The organism is Facklamia sp. P12950, from assembly GCF_050409465.1.
GTDB lineage: Bacteria > Bacillota > Bacilli > Lactobacillales > Aerococcaceae > Facklamia.
In genome coordinates, this window is sequence record NZ_JBNUPK010000007.1 from 60614 (window position 1) to 82592 (window position 21979).

Annotated in this window: 18 protein-coding genes; 15 read left to right on the top strand and 3 right to left on the bottom strand. The window is 35.8% G+C overall.

Annotated features, from left to right (window positions below; translation table 11 throughout):
• Window positions 1–54: 54 nt before the first annotated feature.
• Window positions 55–1869, top strand: coding sequence for an oligoendopeptidase F (gene pepF / locus ACQV2Q_RS06960; protein WP_428874859.1), 1815 nt, complete (start codon window positions 55–57; stop codon window positions 1867–1869).
• Window positions 1870–1912: 43 nt separating this feature from the next.
• Here the strand turns inward: pepF and trmB are convergent, their stop codons facing one another.
• From trmB to ACQV2Q_RS06975, 3 genes are all read right to left on the bottom strand, one after another.
• Window positions 1913–2590, bottom strand: coding sequence for a tRNA (guanosine(46)-N7)-methyltransferase TrmB (trmB, locus tag ACQV2Q_RS06965; protein ID WP_428874857.1), 678 nt, complete (start codon window positions 2588–2590; stop codon window positions 1913–1915).
• A 12-nt stretch (window positions 2591–2602) separates the two neighbouring features.
• Window positions 2603–3382: a phosphotransferase gene (locus ACQV2Q_RS06970; protein ID WP_428876493.1), complete on the bottom strand. Its 780-nt coding sequence runs from the start codon at window positions 3380–3382 to the stop codon at window positions 2603–2605.
• A gap of 178 nt (window positions 3383–3560) precedes the next feature.
• Window positions 3561–3887: a hypothetical protein gene (locus tag ACQV2Q_RS06975; RefSeq protein WP_428873609.1), complete on the bottom strand. Its 327-nt coding sequence runs from the start codon at window positions 3885–3887 to the stop codon at window positions 3561–3563.
• A 197-nt stretch (window positions 3888–4084) separates the two neighbouring features.
• On the opposite strand from ACQV2Q_RS06975, the gene pepA reads away from it, so the two are divergent.
• From pepA to ACQV2Q_RS07045, 14 genes are all read left to right on the top strand, one after another.
• The gene (gene pepA / locus ACQV2Q_RS06980) at window positions 4085–5158 is read left to right on the top strand and encodes a glutamyl aminopeptidase (RefSeq protein ID WP_428882365.1); all 1074 of its coding nucleotides are present in this window, start codon (window positions 4085–4087) and stop codon (window positions 5156–5158) included.
• A gap of 13 nt (window positions 5159–5171) precedes the next feature.
• The gene (ytpR, locus tag ACQV2Q_RS06985; RefSeq protein WP_428876496.1) at window positions 5172–5801 is read left to right on the top strand and encodes a YtpR family tRNA-binding protein; all 630 of its coding nucleotides are present in this window, start codon (window positions 5172–5174) and stop codon (window positions 5799–5801) included.
• A gap of 29 nt (window positions 5802–5830) precedes the next feature.
• The gene (locus tag ACQV2Q_RS06990) at window positions 5831–6499 is read left to right on the top strand and encodes a hypothetical protein (RefSeq protein ID WP_428876497.1); all 669 of its coding nucleotides are present in this window, start codon (window positions 5831–5833) and stop codon (window positions 6497–6499) included.
• Window positions 6499–7833: a UDP-N-acetylmuramate--L-alanine ligase gene (murC, locus tag ACQV2Q_RS06995; protein WP_428873613.1), complete on the top strand. Its 1335-nt coding sequence runs from the start codon at window positions 6499–6501 to the stop codon at window positions 7831–7833. Before ACQV2Q_RS06990 ends, murC begins: the two co-directional genes overlap by 1 nt.
• A gap of 63 nt (window positions 7834–7896) precedes the next feature.
• Window positions 7897–10572: a DNA polymerase I gene (gene polA / locus ACQV2Q_RS07000; RefSeq protein ID WP_428882367.1), complete on the top strand. Its 2676-nt coding sequence runs from the start codon at window positions 7897–7899 to the stop codon at window positions 10570–10572.
• 214 nt (window positions 10573–10786) lie between these two features.
• On the top strand, window positions 10787–11941 hold the full coding sequence (locus tag ACQV2Q_RS07005) for a DUF819 domain-containing protein (protein ID WP_428874854.1): 1155 nt from the start codon (window positions 10787–10789) through the stop codon (window positions 11939–11941).
• A gap of 225 nt (window positions 11942–12166) precedes the next feature.
• Window positions 12167–12568, top strand: a complete 402-nt coding sequence (locus ACQV2Q_RS07010; RefSeq protein ID WP_428873616.1) for a GtrA family protein — start codon at window positions 12167–12169, stop codon at window positions 12566–12568.
• Complete coding sequence (gene pgfS, locus ACQV2Q_RS07015) at window positions 12565–13506, top strand: glycosyltransferase PgfS (protein WP_428874853.1); 942 nt, start codon at window positions 12565–12567, stop codon at window positions 13504–13506. The genes ACQV2Q_RS07010 and pgfS overlap by 4 nt, the downstream gene beginning before the upstream one ends.
• Entirely contained in the window at window positions 13503–16283 is a 2781-nt protein-coding gene (locus tag ACQV2Q_RS07020; RefSeq protein ID WP_428874852.1) for a YfhO family protein, read from the top strand. Before pgfS ends, ACQV2Q_RS07020 begins: the two co-directional genes overlap by 4 nt.
• 8 nt (window positions 16284–16291) lie before the next feature.
• On the top strand, window positions 16292–18307 hold the full coding sequence (locus ACQV2Q_RS07025) for a DUF2079 domain-containing protein (RefSeq protein WP_428882369.1): 2016 nt from the start codon (window positions 16292–16294) through the stop codon (window positions 18305–18307).
• A 128-nt stretch (window positions 18308–18435) separates the two neighbouring features.
• A complete protein-coding gene (mutM, locus tag ACQV2Q_RS07030; RefSeq protein ID WP_428882371.1) occupies window positions 18436–19287 on the top strand; it encodes a DNA-formamidopyrimidine glycosylase in 852 nt (283 codons plus the stop codon).
• A 37-nt stretch (window positions 19288–19324) separates the two neighbouring features.
• Window positions 19325–19918, top strand: a complete 594-nt coding sequence (gene coaE, locus ACQV2Q_RS07035) for a dephospho-CoA kinase (protein WP_428873621.1) — start codon at window positions 19325–19327, stop codon at window positions 19916–19918.
• 49 nt (window positions 19919–19967) lie between these two features.
• On the top strand, window positions 19968–20459 hold the full coding sequence (nrdR, locus tag ACQV2Q_RS07040) for a transcriptional regulator NrdR (protein WP_428873622.1): 492 nt from the start codon (window positions 19968–19970) through the stop codon (window positions 20457–20459).
• Window positions 20443–21978, top strand: a complete 1536-nt coding sequence (locus ACQV2Q_RS07045) for a DnaD domain protein (RefSeq protein ID WP_428876503.1) — start codon at window positions 20443–20445, stop codon at window positions 21976–21978. Before nrdR ends, ACQV2Q_RS07045 begins: the two co-directional genes overlap by 17 nt.
• Window position 21979 lies beyond the last annotated feature (1 nt).

Consider the following 21979-nt stretch of genomic DNA (forward strand, 5'->3'; position numbering starts at 1 on the left):
TTTAGGATCTAATTATGATAAACTAAGATTATCATAAGAAAAGGGAGTAATGTTATGTCTACACATAAAGCACGTAAGCGTTCTGAGATAGAAGAAAAATATACCTGGGATTTGTCATCCATGTATAAAGACCAAGAAGCTTTTGAATCGGATTTTACAAAGGCTCAACAAATGATTGGTGATTTGAAGGACTTAGAGGGCACGCTAGGTCGAAGTGCAGATCAGCTTGTTAAAGCGATTGAAACGATGAAAGAAACTGAGAGAATCGTTGAAAACTTATATGTTTATAGTCACTTAATCAGTGATCAAGATCAAACCGTTTCTGCTTCACAAAGCTTACAAGCGCGTACATTGCAATTAATTACTGAATTTGATGGAGCTACAGCTTTCTTTGATCCTGAGCTTTTAGCGATTGATGAGGAGAAACTACAGGAATTTATTAAGACCAATGAGTCATTAAAAAAATACCGTCAGTTTCTAGATAATGCAGTACGTTTTCGCCCACACACTTTAAGCCATGCAGAAGAGCTTTTGTTGGCTAAAGCGGGTGAAATTTTTGCCACACCAAGCAAAACATTTGGCTTATTGACTGATGCCGATTTGAGGTTTCCTACTATCAAGGATGAAGAAGGCCATGAAGTAGAGTTAACGCACTCGGTTTATGGAAAGATGCTTGAATCTTCTGACCGTCGCGTTAGAAAAGAAACTTTCCAAAAATATTATAGTATTTTCGACCAATTTAAAAATACATATGCTAGCTTAATTTCTAGTCAAATGAAAGCTCATAATTATCAAGCAAAAGTACGTCACTTTGACTCTGCTCGACAAGCTGCTCTTTTCCAAAACAATGTGCCAGAGTCAGTGTATGATACATTGTTAGAGGCTGTTCATTCACGTTTAAATCTTTTACATCGTTATGTAGCACTTCGTAAAGACTTACTAGGTGTTGAAGATTTAGAAATGTACGATATGTATACACCTTTATTAGGTGAAGCTCCAATTAAAGTGACTTATGAAGAGGCGCAGTCGATTATTTTGGAAGCTGTAAAACCAATGGGTGAAGACTATGTGGCAATAATGAAGGAAGCTTTTGCTGACCGTTGGATTGACCTTTATGAAAATATCGGTAAACGATCAGGAGCTTATTCTTCAGGAACCTATGATTCTAAGCCATATATTTTAATGAACTGGCAAGACTCAATTAATCACCTTTATACCTTAATTCATGAGCTAGGGCATTCTGCACACTCATACTTAAGTCGCAATAACCAAGAGCATATCTATTCTGGTTATTCTATTTTCTTAGCAGAAATTGCGTCGACTACTAATGAAAACTTATTAACTTATTACTTATTAGACAAATATAAAGATCCCGAAATTCGTCTATTCATCTTAAATCATTTCTTAGACGGAGCTAAAGGTACCGTCTTCCGACAAACACAGTTTGCTGAATTTGAACACTTTATGCATACTGCAGATGCTGAAGGCACACCTTTAACACAGGAGTTTCTTTCAGAAAATTATCGTGAGTTAAATGCTAAATACTACGGGGAGGCAGTTAATTCAGATTCTGAGATTGTGCTAGAGTGGTCACGTATTCCTCACTTCTACTATAATTATTATGTTTTTCAATATGCCACAGGATTCTCGGCAGCAACTTACTTTGCAGCTAAAATCTATCAAGGAGATAAAGAAGCTTTAGAGAATTACAAAGGTTTCTTAAAGTCAGGGTCTTCTAAATATGCTGTAGATACTATGAAAGACGCTGGCTTAGATATGACTCAAGCAAATTATATTTTAGCGACGCTTGATGTTTTTGAAGAAAGGCTCGATGAGTTTGAGTCAATCTTGAAAGAACACCGTTCATAATCAGAAAAGTTTTAAATAAATACCCCCCTCAATAGACGAATACCTATTGAGGGGGTTGTGTGTTTAGCAAGCTATTATTTTTTTGTGGGAAATAGGCCTCTAAGCGATAGATTGGGTGACCTTTGGCTGAGAATTTTTCCTCGTATTCAGTTTGTATGTTTCCTTGAAAATCGCTATGATGAAGATCTAACCATACTTGACGAAAAACGAAACCATATTGACTCATAGAAGCTAAAGAATACTGAAAGAGACTCATATTATCTGTCTTGAAATGAATATCCCCATCAAGTTTTAAAATTGTTTGGTATTGGCTTAAAAATTTAGGGGAAGTTAAACGTCGTTTAGTATGACGAGCCTTGGGCCAAGGATCAGAAAAGTTAAGATATACACGGTTGACTTCTCCATCACTAAAGAAATGGTTCAAATCGCCACCGTGGGCATTAATAATTTGTAAATTTTCTAGTTGGGTATTTAGTTGTAAATCCAGAATAGAAACAGCTACTGAAGTTTGTAATTCGATGGCAATATAGTTGATGTTAGGATGGGCTTTAGCCATTTCAACTATAAATTGTCCTTTACCTGATCCAACTTCAATATGAATGGGTTGATTTTTAGCAAAACGCTTTTGCCATTCCCCCTTAAAGTCTTGGGGATTTTGAGTAACATATTTTGGATAGGCCTTTAATTTATCAGCGGCCCATGGTTTATGACGTAATCTCATAGTCTCTCCTTTTTAATTTTCATAGATGTTTTTTAGCAAAACAACAGTTTCATTGACTTGATAATGACGATCTTCTGCATAATATTCTTTAATCAGATTAAGGCAAGCTAGGAGACTGTACCATTTTACCCGTTTTTGAAAGGAGTCAGTAATAGGAAATTCATAGAGATTAAACCATTGCATCCATTCTGTAGGTGAAAAATAATGACAAAGTAGATAGCAGATATCAAATAGTGGATCAGCAATTTTAACATTATCCCAATCGACTAAGTATAAATGTTGGTCATTTGTTAACAAAAAGTTATTATGATTAAGATCTCCGTGACAGATGCAGTAGTCTATCTCTAAAAAATCTCGATCAATCATGTGCTCCATCTGCTGGATAATATGATTAAAATAGCTGTGAAACTTTAATGAATGGGGTAGACCTTGATAATAATCCTTTATTAAATCTAGAGGAGACGACTCCTGAGCTTTTGCGCGTTTGAGTAGATTCAAAAGAGAATCGTTTTGGTGGATAGAGCGGATCAAACCAATGACTTCTTGGTTAGCCATATCCTGTTTATTTAATAATTGACCCTCCTCCCATTCTTGAGCAGTTAATATGTCTCCCGTATAAGTTCTTTGAGTCCATTTTAGTTTAGGGGTAATACCTTCAGCAGCTAAAGCAGCGATAAAGGGCGAGGTGTTACGTTTAAAAAAGACTTTTTCGTCTTTACTGACGCCCATATAAGCTTGACCAGTGTTTCCGCTCAATGGGGTTATTTGCCATTCTTCACTATCATGGTACATAACCTCGCTCCTTTCATTAAAGTGATACTCTTTATTCTAACATGCTAATCTTTTAGGTCAACAGCTTTTATTTTTGATTATAAATAATAATATATAGATTATTTTAAAAGTATAAATGGATTAGTAAAATTTGAACATAAGAAAAAGCACCTTAAAGTGCTTAGAAAATGTATGTAAGTTAAGCTTCGAAGGTATTTAAAATTTCTCCAGTATAGATATCTGCAACAAAGTGGTAGTGAACGATCTGGTCATTTTCCTTACGTGAGATGCCTCCTGTGTATACCAATGGACGGGAATTGTAGGTAGTATATTCAATAGGGTCATAATCGATCCAAGAACCTGTGATTTCTCCTTCAAGCGCGAAGGCTTCACGAATACTTTCTAATACCTTACCAGCGTTTAAGGGGCGATTTTCCTTATATAATAGCGTACCTGCAGCACCAATAACAATTCCAGATATCAACACAATTGTTCCTAGTAAGCTGTAATTTTTGTTTTGAGACATATCTTTCCTCCTATTTGTGATAAGTAATCTAATTTCTTATCGCTTTTGAAACTTATCTTGATCATACCATAAATTTTATTTAAAGAATACTTTTCAAACTTGTACGCCAATTGCTTTTAAAGTATTTTTGTGACAGAATAAAAGGAGAATAATAAGTCAAATAAAGATGAGGAGGGTGTGGCTTAGCCACAAATTTTATGAACGATCAAACTTTTGCCTTAATAAAAAAGTTAACTGAATTACAAGGAATCTCAGGTCACGAAAAACGTGTTAGAGACTTCATGCATCAAGAAATGTCTCCGCTTGTTGATGAAATACATCAGTCTAGTTTAGGAAATATCTTTGGTATCAAACATAGTAAGAAAGAGGGAGCACCTCGTTTAATGGTGGCAGCGCATATGGATGAAGTGGGCTTTATGGTTCGTGAAATTACCGATCGAGGCCTTTTCAGAGTAGTCCCAATTGGTGGATGGAACCCTTATGTGATTTCAGCCCAACGCTTTACGTTGCAAACTAAAAAAGGCGATTATCCGGTTGTATCTGGAGCAGTTCCTCCTCATCTCTTAAGAGAAAAAGGCGCTAAATCACAGCTTAAGGCTGATTCTATTCTTTTTGATGCAGGATTTACTTCTAAGGAAGAAGCAGAAGAATTTGGAGTGAGATTAGGCGATCCAATTGTACCCCAAGTGGAAACTATTAAGACAGCAAACGGTAAATCAATTCTGTCTAAAGCATGGGATAACCGTTATGGATGTACAGTTGTATTAGAAACGCTTCGTGAAATTCAAAATGAAGAACTCAATAATGAATTAATTATTGGAGCAAGTGTTCAAGAAGAAGTTGGTTTAAGAGGTATTAGAGGGGGCGTTCATGAATTCCAACCGGATCTTTTTGTAGCGGTGGACTGTTCACCAGCAAATGATATTGAAAAAGCGACTCAAAGTGAAGGGCAATTAGGTGGAGGGTTCTTACTGAGAATCCAAGATCCTGGTATGATTACTCACAAGGGCTTGCGCGAGTATATTGAAGATACTGCAAGCACCCATAATATTCCCTACCAATGTTTCTTCTCTAAAGGTGGTACTGATGCTGGAGCTGCTCATACTATGAATAAGGGTGTTCCTAGTGCAGTGATTGGAGTTCCAGCACGTTATATTCACGGCCATCAAACTTTATTTACTATCTCAGATTATGAAGCAGCCAAAGCAATGCTCTTGCATTTAGTACGTAATTTTGATCGCACGACTTATGAAACGATTATTAAATCATAAAAGGAGCAATTAAATGAAAAGTTTAGCATTTTATAATAAAGAAGGAATTGGCGATGTGCTTCTTTTAACTAATGGAATAACGGATGAAGATCATCTTAGCTACGAACGCAAAGGGGATGTTACCATAATTAGAGATCGGACAAATGATCAAGTGATGGGTATTAATATTCATCGTTTATCTAAGCATTTTAAAGTGGAGGGTCAAGGTCTTGTTAAATTAAATAAAGAACAAGAAATGCTGGTTAAAAACCTCATTAAAGAGGCAGGCTTTGATTTAGAGGTCGAAATCGATCGAGAAGAAAAATTTGTGGTTGGATTCGTTGAAGAATGTCAAGCTCACGAAGATTCTGACCATTTAAATATTACTCAAACACGAGTGAGCGAAGATGAAGTCTTACAAATTGTTTGTGGAGCAGCTAATATTGCGCAGGGTCAAAAAGTTTTAGTGGCCAAATCAGGTGCAGTGATGCCTTCGGGCGCAATTATATGGCCTGGTGAATTACGAGGCGTTCCTTCTAGAGGTATGATTTGTTCTACCCGAGAGCTTGGTTTAGAAGATATTCAAAATGATCCAGGCATCTGGGTATTGCCGAATCATTTTGAAGTAGGAACAAGTTTAGCAGAAGTAATTCAAAGCTATTAATTTAGAGAAAAATCACAAAGGAGATCGCTATGACTTCTGAATATAAAGGTCCAGCTTTCAAAAAAGGTCATCACTTAGCTGGAAACAAGAAAAGAAAATTTCATCTTGGTATGGGGAGTCATCGTAGTTCTGAACACGCTTTAGAAGAGCCCGCTTTTAAAAAGGTTCAAAAGAAGATAGAATCTAATAGAATGTCAGATAGACCTTCTGATCGGTGGTTTGAATCCGGTTCAGGAATATTAGAAAGCTTTTCAGACAAACCACTATCATCCTCTTATCAAACAGCTTATGGACGGGAAGCAAAGCATTACCGACTTGAAAAAGCTAGTCAAGCCATGCAAAGCAAGAAAACTTTAGATGAACAGTTTGAAAATGAGCCAAATGAGACAAAGTTTTCTTATGCTTATGATATTCCTTTCTTGCATAATAAAGATTATCGTAGGAATAATATGGAAAACAAATTGCAAAAGGATTATAATAACTCATTGTCTACAAGCGAAAGAGAAAAAACTAAACAAGGCAATCAAGTAATAGAAGAACGTTTAGCCAATATTGATCATTCCTTGAAAGCTGTTCAACGGATGCAAGAAGGGCAGCAAGAGTGTTGGACTATGAAAAAAGTTGACCGTCAGATACTCAAACGTTTAGTGAAAGACAAGCAATCCTTTCTCTTGTTTACTAAGGAGGATAATGAATAATGTTAGATAAAAATACTGTTTATCACTTTGTGGGAATAAAAGGCTCTGGTATGTCTGCCCTTGCTTTGGTTTTACATGGTGAAGGATACCATGTACAAGGTAGTGATGTAGCTACTTATTTCTTTACACAACAAGAATTAGAAAATCAATCCATCAAAATTCTAGAATTTTCAGCCGATAATATCCAAGCGAGGCAAACGATTATAGCAGGCAATGCATTTAATGATGAACACCCTGAGTTAGTGAAAGCGAGAGAATTAGGTCTACCTATTTATCGCTACCATACCTTTATTGGTGACTTATTAAAACAATACACTTCAATTGCTGTCACAGGTTCACACGGTAAGACTTCTACGACTGGTTTGCTGGCCCATACTTTAAAAAAACTAGCTCCTCTTTCTTATCTCATTGGTGATGGTACGGGTTTTGGCGATGAAGAATCTACCTACTTTGCCTTAGAGGCTTGTGAATATCGCCGTCATTTCATGGCCTATCAACCTGATTATGCGATTATCACCAATATTGATTTCGACCATCCAGACTATTATCAATCCATTGAAGATGTCTTTTCGGCCTTTAATGACTTTAGCCACCAAGCAAAAAAAGGAATTATCGCTTGGGGGGATGACCCATTTTTATCTAAATTGCAATCAAATGTTCCTGTCTATCGCTATGGCCTCAATGATAACCAAGAGTTTTATACTGATAATATTCAACGTACGCCAAAAGGCTCTGATTTTGACGTATATATTAAAGGAGAAAAATTTGGACACTTTCACCTTCCTGCTTATGGCGAGCATAATATTTTAAATGCCTTAGCGGTTATTACCTTACTCTATTTAGAAGGATTTAAGGCTAAAGACATTGCTGAACAAATGGCAAGCTTTCAGGGGGTAAAGCGTCGTTTTTCAGTAAGACAAGTTGAAGATTTAATTATTATTGATGACTATGCCCACCATCCAAGTGAGATAAAAGCAACAATTGATGCGGCTCAACAAAAATATCCTAATCGACGGGTAGTAGCAATCTTTCAACCCCATACTTTCAGTCGTACCGTAGCTTTGCTTAATGAATTTGCTGAAGCTTTATCAATTGCAGATCATGTTCATTTAGTTGATATTTTTACTTCAGCTAGAGAACAATCAGGTGATGTCAAAATTGAAGATTTAGCTAGAATGATTAATGAAAAAGTTGAAATTATTTCGAAAGATCATCTTTCACCGCTTATGGATTACAAAGATGAAGTCCTTTTATTCATGGGAGCGGGAGATATCGACCATTTAGCTCGTCAATTTGAAACAGCCTATGCGAGTCTTCATGTAAAAAATTTATAATGTAATTTGATTCTTAAAGCCAGCGAATTCGTTGGCTTTTTGCATAAATAAAGGAGTGACATAATGTCAAAACGTACCATACTTTTAATTGATGGATCGAGTTTAGCCTTTCGTTCTTTCTTTTCAATCCTTGATATTGAACGTTTTAAAAATCGATCAGGTCTTCATACTAATGCTCTTTTCACTTTTAAGAGAATGTTAGATAATGTCTTGAGTCAATTTAAGCCAACCCATGTTTTAGTGGCATTTGATAAGAGTGGTGGCACTTTTCGGACAGAAAAATATCAAGACTATAAAAGTGGACGCCAAAAGACACCTACTGAATTCAAAGAGCAGATGCCATATTTTCGTGTGCTGTTAGAAGCCTATGGGATTAAACATTATTCTTTAAGTAATTATGAAGCGGATGATATTATAGGAACTCTTGCTTATCAAGCAAACCAAGCAGATCAAGTTATTGTCCTATCTGGAGATAAAGATTTAACTCAATTAGCCAGTGATAAAACAACTGTGTATATTACGCGTAAAGGTGTTTCTGACCTAGAAGCATACACCCCTCAATCAATCCAAGAAAAATGGGGGATTGAGCCTTTACAAATTATTGACATGAAAGGTCTTATGGGGGATTCATCTGATAATTACCCAGGTATTACTAGAGTGGGTGAGAAGACAGCACTTAAATTACTTCATCAGTTTGGTTCAGTAGAAGCCATGTATGATCGCTTAGATGAGTTAAAAGCTTCTAAAATGAAAGAAAACATTATTAATGATGAAGCTAATGCAAGGATGAGTAAAGATTTAGCTCGTATTCTTCATGATGCACCGATAGAATTGACAATTGAGGAGACTCTTTTGCCCCAACCAGATTATCAAGCTTTAGCTGAGTTCTATCGTCAAATGGACTTTCAATCCTTCTTGAAAGACTTGCAAGTTGAGCAAGGGGAGTCGAGTACGATTAATCAAGCAGCAGAAGATTTACCTGAAATTTCCATCCAAGTAATCGATTCAGCAGACCGGATTGAACCCACTATCTTACCTGATCAAGCAGTGTATTACAGTGAAATCTTACAGGACAATTATCACTTTGCCCCTATTAAAGCGGTCGCTTGGTTAGACTTTAAACAGAATCAATTGTACATCCTTCCTGAAGACTTAGCTTTTAGCAGTCAAGTTTTTAAAGAGTGGTTAACTAACGAAGACAAGCAAAAAATCTTTTTTGATTATAAACGTGAAGCGGTCATAGCTTCCCGTTACGATACACAAATTAATGGCATAATGATGGATGTTTTGATTGCCACTTATTTAATTGATACAAAAAACAACCAAGAACTTGCGGATGTGGCTAATCTTTTAAATCTGCCAGTGACAGTGCAATACGATGAAACGATCTATGGTAAGGGAGCAAAAAGAGCTTTACCTGAAAATAAGGATCAGTTTTACCAACATTTAGCCAATAAATTACAAACTCTAAAAGCAGTTCAACAACCATTAGAAAATCGTTTAGAAGAACTAGAGATGACAGACCTCTATCATGAAATAGAGTTACCTTTGGCTCAAACCTTAGCCAAGATTGAAATCGGTGGCATAAAGGTTGATCGTTCAACTTTAGATGAAAAAAATGAGCAAGTTCTAATTCGTATGCAAAAAATGGAAGAAGAAATTCATAACATGGCTGGCTCAACTTTCAATGTGAATTCTCCTAAACAATTGGGTATTGTTCTTTTTGAAGATTTAGGCTTGCCTATTATCAAGAAAACTAAAACCGGGTATTCTACAGCAGCTGATGTTTTGGAAAAGTTGAAAGACAAGCATCCTATTGTCCCAGCTATTTTAGCCTATCGACAGATTGCAAAATTACAGTCGACCTATTTAGCAGGGCTTCCACCCTATATTAAAGAAGATGGTAAGATTCACACACGCTTTGTCCAAACTTTAACTCAAACAGGACGTCTTTCATCCACTGATCCTAACTTACAAAACATACCAATCCGAATCGAAGAAGGACGGCTAGTGCGTCAAGCTTTTGTACCAAGCAAGAAGGGCTGGAAGTTATTTGGGGCGGATTATTCACAAATTGAATTACGCGTTTTAGCTCATATTTCGCAAGATCAACACATGCAAGAAGCGTTTAGAAATAATGAAGATATCCACTCTGCTACGGCTAGAAGAGTCTTTAACCTAGAAGATGATCAGGCAGTAGGTGCAGACCACCGTCGCCAAGCCAAGGCAGTTAACTTTGGAATAGTATATGGAATTTCTGATTATGGTTTATCACAAAATTTAAACATTACCCGTAAAAAAGCCAAGGCTTTTATTGATCGTTACTTTGAAATGTTTCCGGGCATCAAAACATTTATGGAAACGATTGTGGAAGAAGCTAAAGAAAGAGGCTATGTAAAAACACTCTTCAATCGCCGACGTTATTTACCGGATATTCACGCTACCAATTTTAATGTTCGTTCCTTTGCAGAACGAACTGCTATGAACTCGCCAATTCAAGGAAGTGCGGCTGATATTATTAAAGTTGCCATGGTTAATTTAGATCAGCGCTTGAAAGAGGAAGACCTTCAATCACGCATGATTTTACAGATACATGACGAATTGATCCTTGAAGGACCAGAAGAAGAAATGTCGATCTTAGAAAAAATAGTTCCACAAGTGATGGAGGAGGCTGCTGATTTGAGTGTTCCACTAAAAGTAGACTATCATTATGGAGATTCTTGGTTAGAGCTTAAATAAATAGAAATAAACTCACAACAAAATGTCTTAGAACTTGAAAATTCTTAAGAATTTAACTTGTGAGTTTTTGATTTATCATATGTAAAAGTTTACTAATTTTTGTTATATTGAGAAACTTAAATTTTTCATTGACGCACTTTTAAAATTAATATAAAATAAAACTAGCCACTTTGAAAGCGTTATCAAACAGTGGTAAAATAAAAGGAGGTTTTTTATGATTACGAATGGATTTCACTTTATCGCCTTCATGTTACTTTTCATAGGTGTAATGGTTTGGCTTGAAAGCAAGTATAAGGATTCGAAGTTCTTTACTTATGTACCAGCACTGATAATAGTTTATTTTGGAACGATGTTATTTTCAACCTTTGGTTTTTGGCAAGGGGAGGAAGTCTTGGGTGCAAGGGGAGCGATTAAGGATGCTATTCTTCCAGCTATGATCTTTCTAATGCTTCTAAGAGCTGATTTAAGAGATATTGCCAAGTTAGGCTGGAAAATGATCCTATCATTTTTCTCAGCAACAATCACGATTACAATAGGTTTTGTAATCGCTTTCACCCTGTTCAAAGGCATCCTATCGCCGGATGCTCCGCTCACGCTTGGTGCCTTAGCAGGTAGTTGGGTAGGTGGCGTCCAAAATATGTCTGCTGTTATGGAATCATTAAATCTTAATAGTGAAAGTATGGGATACACTCTTTTGATTGATTCGATTGATTATTCAATGTGGATAATGTTCTTGTTAGCTATGGTACCTTTTGCTAAAAAGTTTAATAAATGGACCAAGGCTGACACCTCTGTCATAGATAAAGTGAATGAAAATTTAACTATTAAATTTGATAAAATTAGCACAGCCATTGAGCATCATCATATTCTACTGTTATTAGGTTTAGCTTTTAGTTTTACTGCCCTAGCACAAACGATAGCTGGCTACTTACCTGGTAACTTTGAAACAGGCTGGACAATCATTATCGTTACTTTTATTGGTTTAGCGTGCGCTATGACACCTTTAGGTAAGATTCCGGGTGCCCCACAGCTATCTAATGTTTTGTTATATTTATTAATTGGTTTAATTGCAGCTACTTCAAATTTTGCCGAATTAACCCAAGCCCCAGCTTATATTTTAACTGGTTTTGTTATTTTGTTAGTTCACGGCATATTAATGTTAATTATAGCTAAGCTTTTTAAGTTGGATTTATTCACATGTGGGGTGGCTTCATTAGCTAATATAGGTGGAGTAGCATCTGCACCAGTTTTAGCAGCGGCTTATTCTCAATCTTTAGTGCCTATTGCTGTATTAATGGCCTTAATAGGTGTAAGTACGGGAACATTTATTGGAATACTAATTTCAAATCTTTTAGCATTTTTAGCTTAAAATCTTTAAAAACTGTATCTTTTAAGATGTGACAACAATAGACGATTGTTTGAATGATATTTTATCTGTCTACTTGACAGGGGGCATATCAGAAATTCAATCGTCTTTTTTGTGTCCTTATTAAGACAAAATCTTTAAAATAGCTTGAAGCTTCTAAGCTAGGATGAAAGTCCCCCCCTCTTAGTATATAATAATTGGTGTACATAAAAGAAAAGGACGGAAATTATGATAAAATTAATGAAGCAAATCACTCGTTTTGTTTTTGTTGGAGGGACAGCGACCCTACTAGATATGGGGATCCTCTATTTGCTTAATTATCAATTTGGTGTTAATCACCATATTGCCGCAACCATTGCTTTTGTAGTAGCTACCTTTTATAACTATTACCTGTCTATGAAATTTGTTTTTAAAAGTAAGTTTGAAGCAGGAGAACGACATAAAGAATTCCTGGCTTTTTTCATTTTAAGTGTTATCGGATTGCTAATCACCCTAATCGGCTTGGTGATCTTTGTAGATTGGCTCAAGTGGGATGTAATGATTTCTAAGGTACTGATCGGTATTGTTGTGATGATTTTTAATTTCGTGACACGTAAAATTTATTTTGAAGGGGAGGCAGACCTACATTGAAAATAACAATTTTGATTCCCTTTTATAATGAAGAAGAAATGATCGAAAAGACTCACCAAGTTTTAAGTAAAGAATTGAAAACAATGGTTGAGTTCGAATTTGAATTACTTTATGTGAATGATGGCTCCTCCGATCACACCTTAGAATTGATGCGAAAAATTGCTGAACAAGATGAGCGAGTTAAATACCTTTCATTTAGTCGCAATTTTGGTAAGGAGGCTGGAATGTTAGCGGGCTTTGATCATGCCAGTGGCGAAGCAGTTATTATTATGGATGGAGATTTACAAAATCCGCCATATTTAATTAAAGAAATGATTGCTAAATATCAAGAAGGCTATGATGTGGTGAATGCCAAGCGAAGTCGAGATGGCGAACGAAAAACAACCAGTTTTTTTGCAAAAATCTTTTATAAAGTTGCCAACACCATGATGGATGTCGAATTGACGGATGGTGTTTCGGATTTTCGTCTGTTATCACGGCCAGCCATTAATGCTATTACCTCATTAAGAGAGTATAATCGTTTTTCTAAAGGATTATTTTCTTGGATAGGTTTTAAGGAAACGGTCATTGAATATGAAAATGAATTACGACAAGCAGGACAAACAAAATGGTCATTCAAAAAGTCTTTAAACTACGCTTTAGATGGAATCCTATCCTTTTCTAATCATCCCTTAAGAATGATTTTTGGCTTAGGTTTAACTTGTATTGCAATTGCCGGACTCTATATTATATGGTTACTTTTTAACTACTTTAGTGATCCGAGTCAAGCAGTATCAGGTTACTTCACCACTATTTTTACAATTGTATTTTTTGGAGGCGTTCAATTAGTCTCCATTGGGGTTTTAGGTGAATATATTGGTAAAATATTCTATGAGGTAAAGGGAAGGCCTCATTATATTATTGAAGAAAGCAATATTAAGAAGGGGGACCAGGAATGAAGAAAAAAACATGGATTTATGGAATGAGCGGCTTGGCTCCTTTGGCCTTAATGCTGGTAGGGTGGTTTATTAATGATTTCTTTCCTTTTGGAGAAAAGTCTTTCTTAGCTATCGACTTTAATCAGCAATTTATTGATTTATATATATTTATGCGAAATTCTTTTTATTCAGGTGATTTTGGCGCTTTGTTTTATTCTTTTACCAAATCAATTGGAGGAAATATGATTGGGGCTTGGGCTTATTACTTAATGAGTCCTTTCAATATATTTTATTTAATTTTACCCATGAAATGGATAACCTATGCTATATTTTTATCGGTATGGTTGCGGTATGGGGCTATGGGCTTATCTATGGCTTATTATCTTATTAAACGCCATGGTGGCCAAAAAAGACCTTATTTGACTTTGATTTTGGCTACCACCTATGCCTTGAATGGTTTCGCTGTGTCTTATCAAATGACACCTATTTTTATGGATGCATTATGGCTAATGCCTCTGCTACTTGTAGCGCTAGAAAATGTACTGGATGGTAAAAAGCCTTACACCTACATTTTTCTTTTGGCTTCGACTATGATCATTCAATATTATATGGGCTATATGATTTGCTTGTTTATTTTATTCTATAGTTTTTATTATTTGTTTGTTCAATATTACCAAGTACATAAAGACCATTATTTTAAATTTTTAGGACAAAATGTTGTTCGCTTAGGTATGTTTTCTCTAATAGGAATTGGACTGTCAGCTCTATTATTAGTGCCTAACATTTATAACTTACTCTTTTCAAAAGCTGCTTTGGAATCGACTCTATCTTTTGATTGGGAATTACAAATAAATCCATTAGATATCTTTGCTAAGTTAATGATAGGGGCTTTTGATAATGAGTCATGGTCTGCGGGACCGAACTTACCCAACATATATGTTGGGTCCTTAGCTATGGTGGGGGTAATCAGTTATTTCCTATCGAAAACAATTAAAACCAGCCATAAATGGGCGAGCGCTACTGTTTTAACTATCTTCTTCTTTTCTATGACCCATGAATTCACTAGCAAGATTTGGCATATGGGACAAAATCCAGCAGGCTTTTTCTATCGTTTTTCTTGGATTCTAGTCTTTTTCCTTATTTTATTAGCTTATCAAGGACTCAAGGATAAAGTGATTGAAAGCCAGGAAGTTTTCATTGGAATAGCTATTGCCCTCTTAATTCAGTCTGTAGTGATGGTCAAGGAATATTCTTTCCTGACTCCTGAACAAAGACAAGCTTCCGCCTTTATTTTTGGGCTAATGTGGTTGGTTCTTTATTTAGTAAAACAGCCTCACTTTAAATGGCTGCTAGTTTTATTATTAAGTTTTGGAGAGTTAAGTGCCAATGCCTATCTTTCCCAGGGAAGACTAAATCATAACAATGCTTTTAAATTTGAAAATGCACTGGATGTCATTGACGAATCTATTGATAAAATTCGTCCAGACAAAAGCGATTTTTACCGTATCTCTAAAACATTCTATCGGTCTAAAAATGATCCGATGACTTTTAGTTATCCTGGAATGACAACCTTCACCTCTAGTTTAGAAGGCTCTACACGAGATTTGTTCGAAGAACTAGGAAATTCAGCGATTGATGCATCTATTTATTATTATGGTACTCCTTTAACTGATGCTCTATTCGGAGTGAAGTATTTTGTAAATAATGAACCCTTTTCAAGTGATGATCAAGCTGTTATTGATCAGACTTATATTTTTCCAACGGATGTGACACGCCTAGATATTACTAATGAGGCGAATAAGGTAGATGAAACCGATCGATTTACCATTTTCCAAACTCCTAAAACATTGCCGATTGCTTTTGGAGTAAGTAATCAGTTAGCTCAATTGAATTTAATTGAAAACCGACCGATCGCTAACCAAAATGCGATTGCTCAAGCTCTCCTATCAGATGATACAGAAATTTTCAAACTGGTTGAGACCGAGGTGACTTTAACCAACTTAATTCATGGAGCGACACAATCAGGAGGTCAAATCTTTTCTCGTGAAGATAATACACTGGATGGTTCAATGAAGTTGATTTTTACGCCAACTACTGATGATTCCTACTTTGTCGATATTCCGCGCAGTTTATCAACCTATAAGGGAGAAGTCGACATTTTATTAAATGGACAGAATTACGATTATCGCTCTAAATTCGGAGCCAATCAAGTCTTTAATATTGCCCATCAAGCCAAAGGTCAAGAACAAGAGTTGGAGATCATTATTAAGGCTGACCGACAATTCAATTTGACAGATCTGAAGATTTACCAAATGGATCAAAATAAGGTTAACCAAATAATCGAAGACCGGCAGTCAGAGGCCATACAAATAGAAGAGTGGGGCTCCAACTATGTGAGAGGTTCGATTACAATTAAAGATAGCCCTTGGGTGTTTACTTCTATTCCGTACGACCAAGGATGGCAAGTGAAGGTCGATGGAGAACTTGTAGAAGACGAAAAAATATGGGATTCTCTTTTGGCCTTTCAAGTAGAAGCTGGCGAACATCAACTTGAAATGATCTTTCAGCCGAGAGGCCTTTTATTGGGAGCATGCATTACTAGTTTGTCTGCCTTAAGTTTAATTGCTTGGGCTCTTCTAGAGCAAAAGTACGGCAAGTTCTTAATGTTTCATCTAAATGGTGAGTCGTTAAATAAACGACAAATTGGTCGCTCAGCCAAAAAGTCTCCTACTGACCAGCAGGTTGAAAGGTTCAAAATTACAAAAGACCCAACGAATGACATTAAAGTAGAGGAGTAAATTTCAAGATGAGTCAGAAAAAATCTTTAATTATTTCTTGGTCACTTGGCTTTCACTTTCTATCAGCTTATCTAATAACGGCGATTTTAAACATTATGATGTGTCCTGAACTCAATGTTTTGGTCATTCTGGATAATCAAGTGTCCATATTTTCTTTTTTAAGTATGCTTGTTTTAGTTTTTTCACTTTTATTAGCGGGCGATTTTCATTTTTCAAGAGAAGATTTAAGAGGAGAATTTTTTACTATTGTCTTAGTAATATTTTGTCTATTCTTTACATGGCAAAACTCATCCTTAGTAATCGTCTTGGGTGTGTTTTTTCTTTTAATGACCTACTATTGCTATCTCTTTTTCAATAGACTTAAGAAACAATTCATTGTATTGGGAGGAGCTTTTATCTTAGCGATACGCTTCATTTATCTGGCTGTTTTTTTGAATGAAGAAACATTTGTAACAAATAGTTCATCAATGGATAAAAAATTATTAATCTTATTTATTTTAAGTGCTATTTTAGCTTACTTCTTAACTCGTGGAAGTCTTCTGGAACGATTAAATTTAAGAATGAGGTCAGGGAGTTTATGGGCAATATTCTTTCTGTCCATTATATTGTATGCATCAACAGTTGGCTTATGGGTAATTGCTAGAGTTTTAGTCTATGCTTCACCGACTTATGATATGGGCATTTTTTCGCAGATGTTTGAGAGTATGGCGAATGGGATGGGGCCTATTACAACTTTAGAAAGAGGAGAAAAGTTGTCACATTTTGCAGTGCATCTCTCTCCTATTCATTATTTAATTCTGCCTGTTTATTGTCTATTACCGAGTCCTTTGACTATTCAAGCGCTTCAAGTTCTCATTGTAATGTCAGGAGTCATACCTTTATATTTAATACTTAATCAGTTAAAGTGGAGTGTGAAGTATCGAATTGTCTTTCTTTTGCTCTATTTATGGATGCCATCATTGACTAGTGGTCAATTCTATGACTATCATGAAAATTGTTTTTTAGCACCATTAGTTTTATGGTTAATTTATGCCGACCTCAGTCAATCGAGCTGGAAGATGGCGGTAGCAACCCTATTATTATTAGCAGTCAAAGAAGATGCGATTGTTTATGTAATAAGTATCGGGGCTTTCTTTTTATTACAAAATCTTTGGCCCCAAACGTCTAAAGTAAAAAAAGTAATACTGGGGCTTCAGATTATTATACCAATAGCTTATTTTTTCTTTGCTATTACTTGGTTAAGACACTTTGGCACTGGGGCAATGACTAGTCGCTTTGCCAATTTTATGCTGACAGACCAAGAGGGTTTAATCCATGCGGTCTTTAATGCCATAAAAAACCCCGCATTCACATTAGCAAGTATTTTTACTTATGAAAAGTTAAAGTATCTCTTGATTATTTTTGCAAGCCAGGCCTTCTTACCCTTGCTACAAGTTTCATGGCGCCCGTATATTTTATTGTTACCCCTTTTGGTCATCAATCTTGTCAGTGACTGGCCTTATCAAGTCGACTTATTTAAACAATATCACTTTGGGTCGAGCACGCTTATTCTTTTTATGTCTATCATAACCATTGAACATTGGCAAAGAAGAAAAGTGTATCTGTTTCGAACCAAAAAAATCTCATTTGAACAATTATCTAGCTTTTTCATCACCTTATCAATATTAGCAAGCCTTTCGTTTTTTGTAACAATGATAGGCCCTAGAAAGTATGATTATCAATCCTATCAAAACGACACTGAATTTTATCAATCGATTCAAAAGACCTTAGCTAAAATACCAAAAAATAGTAGAGTTGTGACGGTATCCTCATATACGACACCTTTATCAAAAAATTCAGAACTTTATGATCTTTTCTATCATAATAATCGAGAAGTAGACCTTACTATTGATTATGTTGTTTTTAATCGCTCAATTTTAGAAGGTCAATCAGAAGAAAAACAAGTAATTGAAAAATATCTTGCTTCAGGCTATATTGAAAGTGATCTTTCAGGTAGGGATGTTGCTATTTTAGAAGCTAGATAAATTTTTGAACCACCTAATCCTAGGTGGTTTTTAAAATAAGACGATATCATCTTTACTATTCGACATAACCGACAAAGTTCTTCTTTCATGATAAAATAAAAATAGATTTCAGTTTAGGAGTGGGTTAAATGCCAGAATTACCAGAAGTAAATGCTGTCATGATTGGATTGAATCAGTTGGTTCAAGGAAAGACCATAAAAAAAGTAAATGTTTATTGGCCTAGAATAGTAGGGGCTGAAAATGCTGAAGAAGTAAAATTGTTTGCTAATCAGTTAATCGACCAACAAATCATTGAAGTCAAACGAAGAGGAAAATATTTAATATTTATTCTTAGCGATAAGGTTATGATTTCGCATTTGCGAATGGAAGGTAAATATCAATACACTCCTCAAGATCAATTGACATCCTATCAAAAAGATAAGCACACTCATGTCGAATTTATGTTCACTGATGAAACTTTATTGAACTATCATGACGTTAGAAAGTTTGGTCGGATTGAAGTAATAGCGAAAAATGAGCTAGAAAATTATTTTCTCGCCAAGGACTTAGGTCCAGAACCCACAGAAAATGAGTTTGATTTAGCAAGTTTTCAAAAAGACCTATCCAAAATTAATCGTATGATTAAACCTGTTCTCTTAGATCAAAAAACAGTGGCAGGTTTAGGAAATATTTATGTTGATGAATCCTTATTTAGAGCAGGAATCCATCCAGCTAGTTTGGCCAGGTCTGTTCCACTAAGTAATATGCAAGATCTACATCAATCAATCATTGAGGTGATTGATGAAGCGGTCAAGGCAGGAGGCTCATCCGTTCGAACTTACCGCAACAGTTTAGGACAAGCAGGAGAATTTCAACAACAATTGCAAGTGTATGGGCGCAAGGGACAGCCTTGTTTTCGTTGTAATACTACCGTAGAAAAAACTCAGTTGGCTCAACGAGGCACACATTACTGTCCAAGGTGTCAGAGATATTTTACTTAGTAAAAACAAACATGATCGACTAAACAGGAGGTATAGTATGACGTTTTTGATAGCATTAACAGGAGGAATAGCAACCGGTAAATCAACTGTGGCTCAAATAATTAAAAATTTAAACTATCCAGTTATTGATACGGATCTAATTGCAAGGAAAGTAGTTAAGCCTGGTAGTAAGGGATTAAATAGACTGGTTGAAAGATTTTCTGAAAAAATCCTATTGGGCTCAGGTCATTTAAACCGTCCACTTTTATCGGCAATAGTCTTCAATGATTCTCAAGCTTTAGAAGCCCTTAATCAAATTTTACACCCTTTGATTCTTGAAGAGCTAAGACGTCAAATTAAAACGTTATCTGAACCATTGGTATTCGTTGAAGTGCCCTTGTTATATGAAGTGGGTTGGCAAGCTTTCTTTGATCAGGTGTGGGTGATCTATGCGCCTTATCATAAGCAATTAGAACGCTTGACTCAAAGAGATCAAATCGATCTAGAAATGGCTCAAAGAAAAATTTCTAGTCAAATCCCCACTATCGAAAAAATTGAGCAAGCTGATTTTGTCATTGATACTGAGTTTGACAAAGAGACAGTTGCTGAACAAGTTAATCAAGCATTACAAGACTTATTAAATAAGCTATAATAGAATTAGGAATTACTTTAATATATTTATATAGAAAGGGGGAGCTTTGATGGAATGTCCAAAGTGTCATCAGCAACAATCCAAAGTAATTGATTCCCGACCCGCAGAAGATGGTGCATCTATCCGACGTAGAAGAGAGTGTATGACTTGTGGTTTTCGTTTTAATACTTATGAACGTATTGAGAGAACACCTTTATTAGTAGTTAAACGTGATGGAACACGTGAAGAGTTTAATCGTGATAAACTCTTGCGTGGTATTGTTAGAGCGGCAGAAAAACGACCGATTAGTCGTGAGCAAATGGAAGAAGTGGTCGGTCACGTTGAAAATAAAATTCGAGAAATTTGTGAACAAGAAATTGCTAGTAAAGATATCGGTGAATTTGTAATGCCTTTATTAATGGAATTAGATGAAGTGGCCTATATTCGTTTTGCTTCGGTATACCGTGAATTCCAATCACGTGAAATGTTTATTAAAGAACTTGAAGCCCTAACGCTACAATCAAAATCATCGGAGCAAGAGGACCATGGTCTTACAGATTAATCCTTATCAACCTTATCAAGTCAAATTAGGCCTTCCTTTATCATTTCAGCAACTTCAATGTTTAACTCAACTTTATCAACCGATTATTGGGGCCGATGCAGTCAGTTTATATTTAACTTTGGCTCACCAACCGAGAGAAAAACTTAATTGGACCTATCGGACGATGCACTCTCGATTATTACCTGTTCTTAATATGGGTATAGGGGATTTCAATCAAGCACGCATTCATTTAGAAGCTGTGAATCTTATAAGGACTTATCGAGATGAAAAGTCACATGATGACTATACACGGCAAACTATTTTCTATGAAATGCAAATGCCTTTGTCAGTGGAACATTTTTTTAAACATCCCCAATTATCATTAGCTCTTTTTAATCAAATAGGTGATGAGTCTTATTATGGCTTGATTCGTCTGTGGAAAAAAGAAGACCTAGGGCAGACAGCATTAAGCGAAATCACCTTACCTTTCGCTGAGGTTATCAATGCTAAAAGCGAAAACTTTCGTCGTAGTGAATTATTTGAAGCGACCGAAGGCATACAATTCCAAGACCAATACTCAAATTTTGAGCTTGATGAAGACAACTTTCAAGATAGATTTGATTTATCTTTCTTTTATCAGATACTAGCCAGTAAACAAGTTGCTAAAGAATTGATAAGCCAAGCTGTCTTGAACCAAATAGCTAGCTTAAGTCAGTTTTATGAACTGGATGAGGAAGCTATGGCGCAAGTTGTTAAACTCGCTCAAAGTCCAGTCACACAACAAATTGATCTTGAATTGTTAAGAACTTATGCAGCAAAATATCAGTATTTTAAGAAACGCGAATATTATGATCAATTAGTCGACCAGTCAGTCAAAGCAAGTCACGAAGAACTTGCTAATTTGAAAAATGATTTAAGAACGAACTATCCAAGCTTTACCGATCAAGAAATTGAAATTATACTTATCTGTCAGCAAATGAATCCAAGTGAATTTTTAAATCAAATTAAAGAAGAAGCAGGCGGATTTGCGACGAGTTCTGAACATTATTATTTAAAAGAACTAATTGAGAAATCACGTCTGCCACAAGCTGTCTTGAACTTTTTAGTTTATTATTTAATCGTTATGGAAGGGCACGCCAATTTTGAAAAAGGAAGATCGAATCGATTGGCTAATGAGTGGCAACAAGTGGGACTATCCAATCCTGCAGAGGCCTTGGAGTTCTTACATAAGCAGAGACTCTTTAAAGAGAAACAAAGTAAAATTAAAGACAAGCAAAAAGCACAATCATCAAAGAACAATTGGACTAACAAAAAAAAATATCAAGAGTTGGTGCCTAGTTGGTTGAAGGAACAACAAAATCCAAAAGCCACTTCTCAAGAAAATGCTAGCAGTAAACCAGTTGAGACAAATGGTAAGAACGCATTGTCAAAGGAGATAGATGATGACTCTATAGACAAAGGCGCAAAACCTTCGTCACAATTAAAAGAAGAAGAAATTCGCAAACGACTAGAGAACTTATTAAATAAGGGGGAAGATTAAG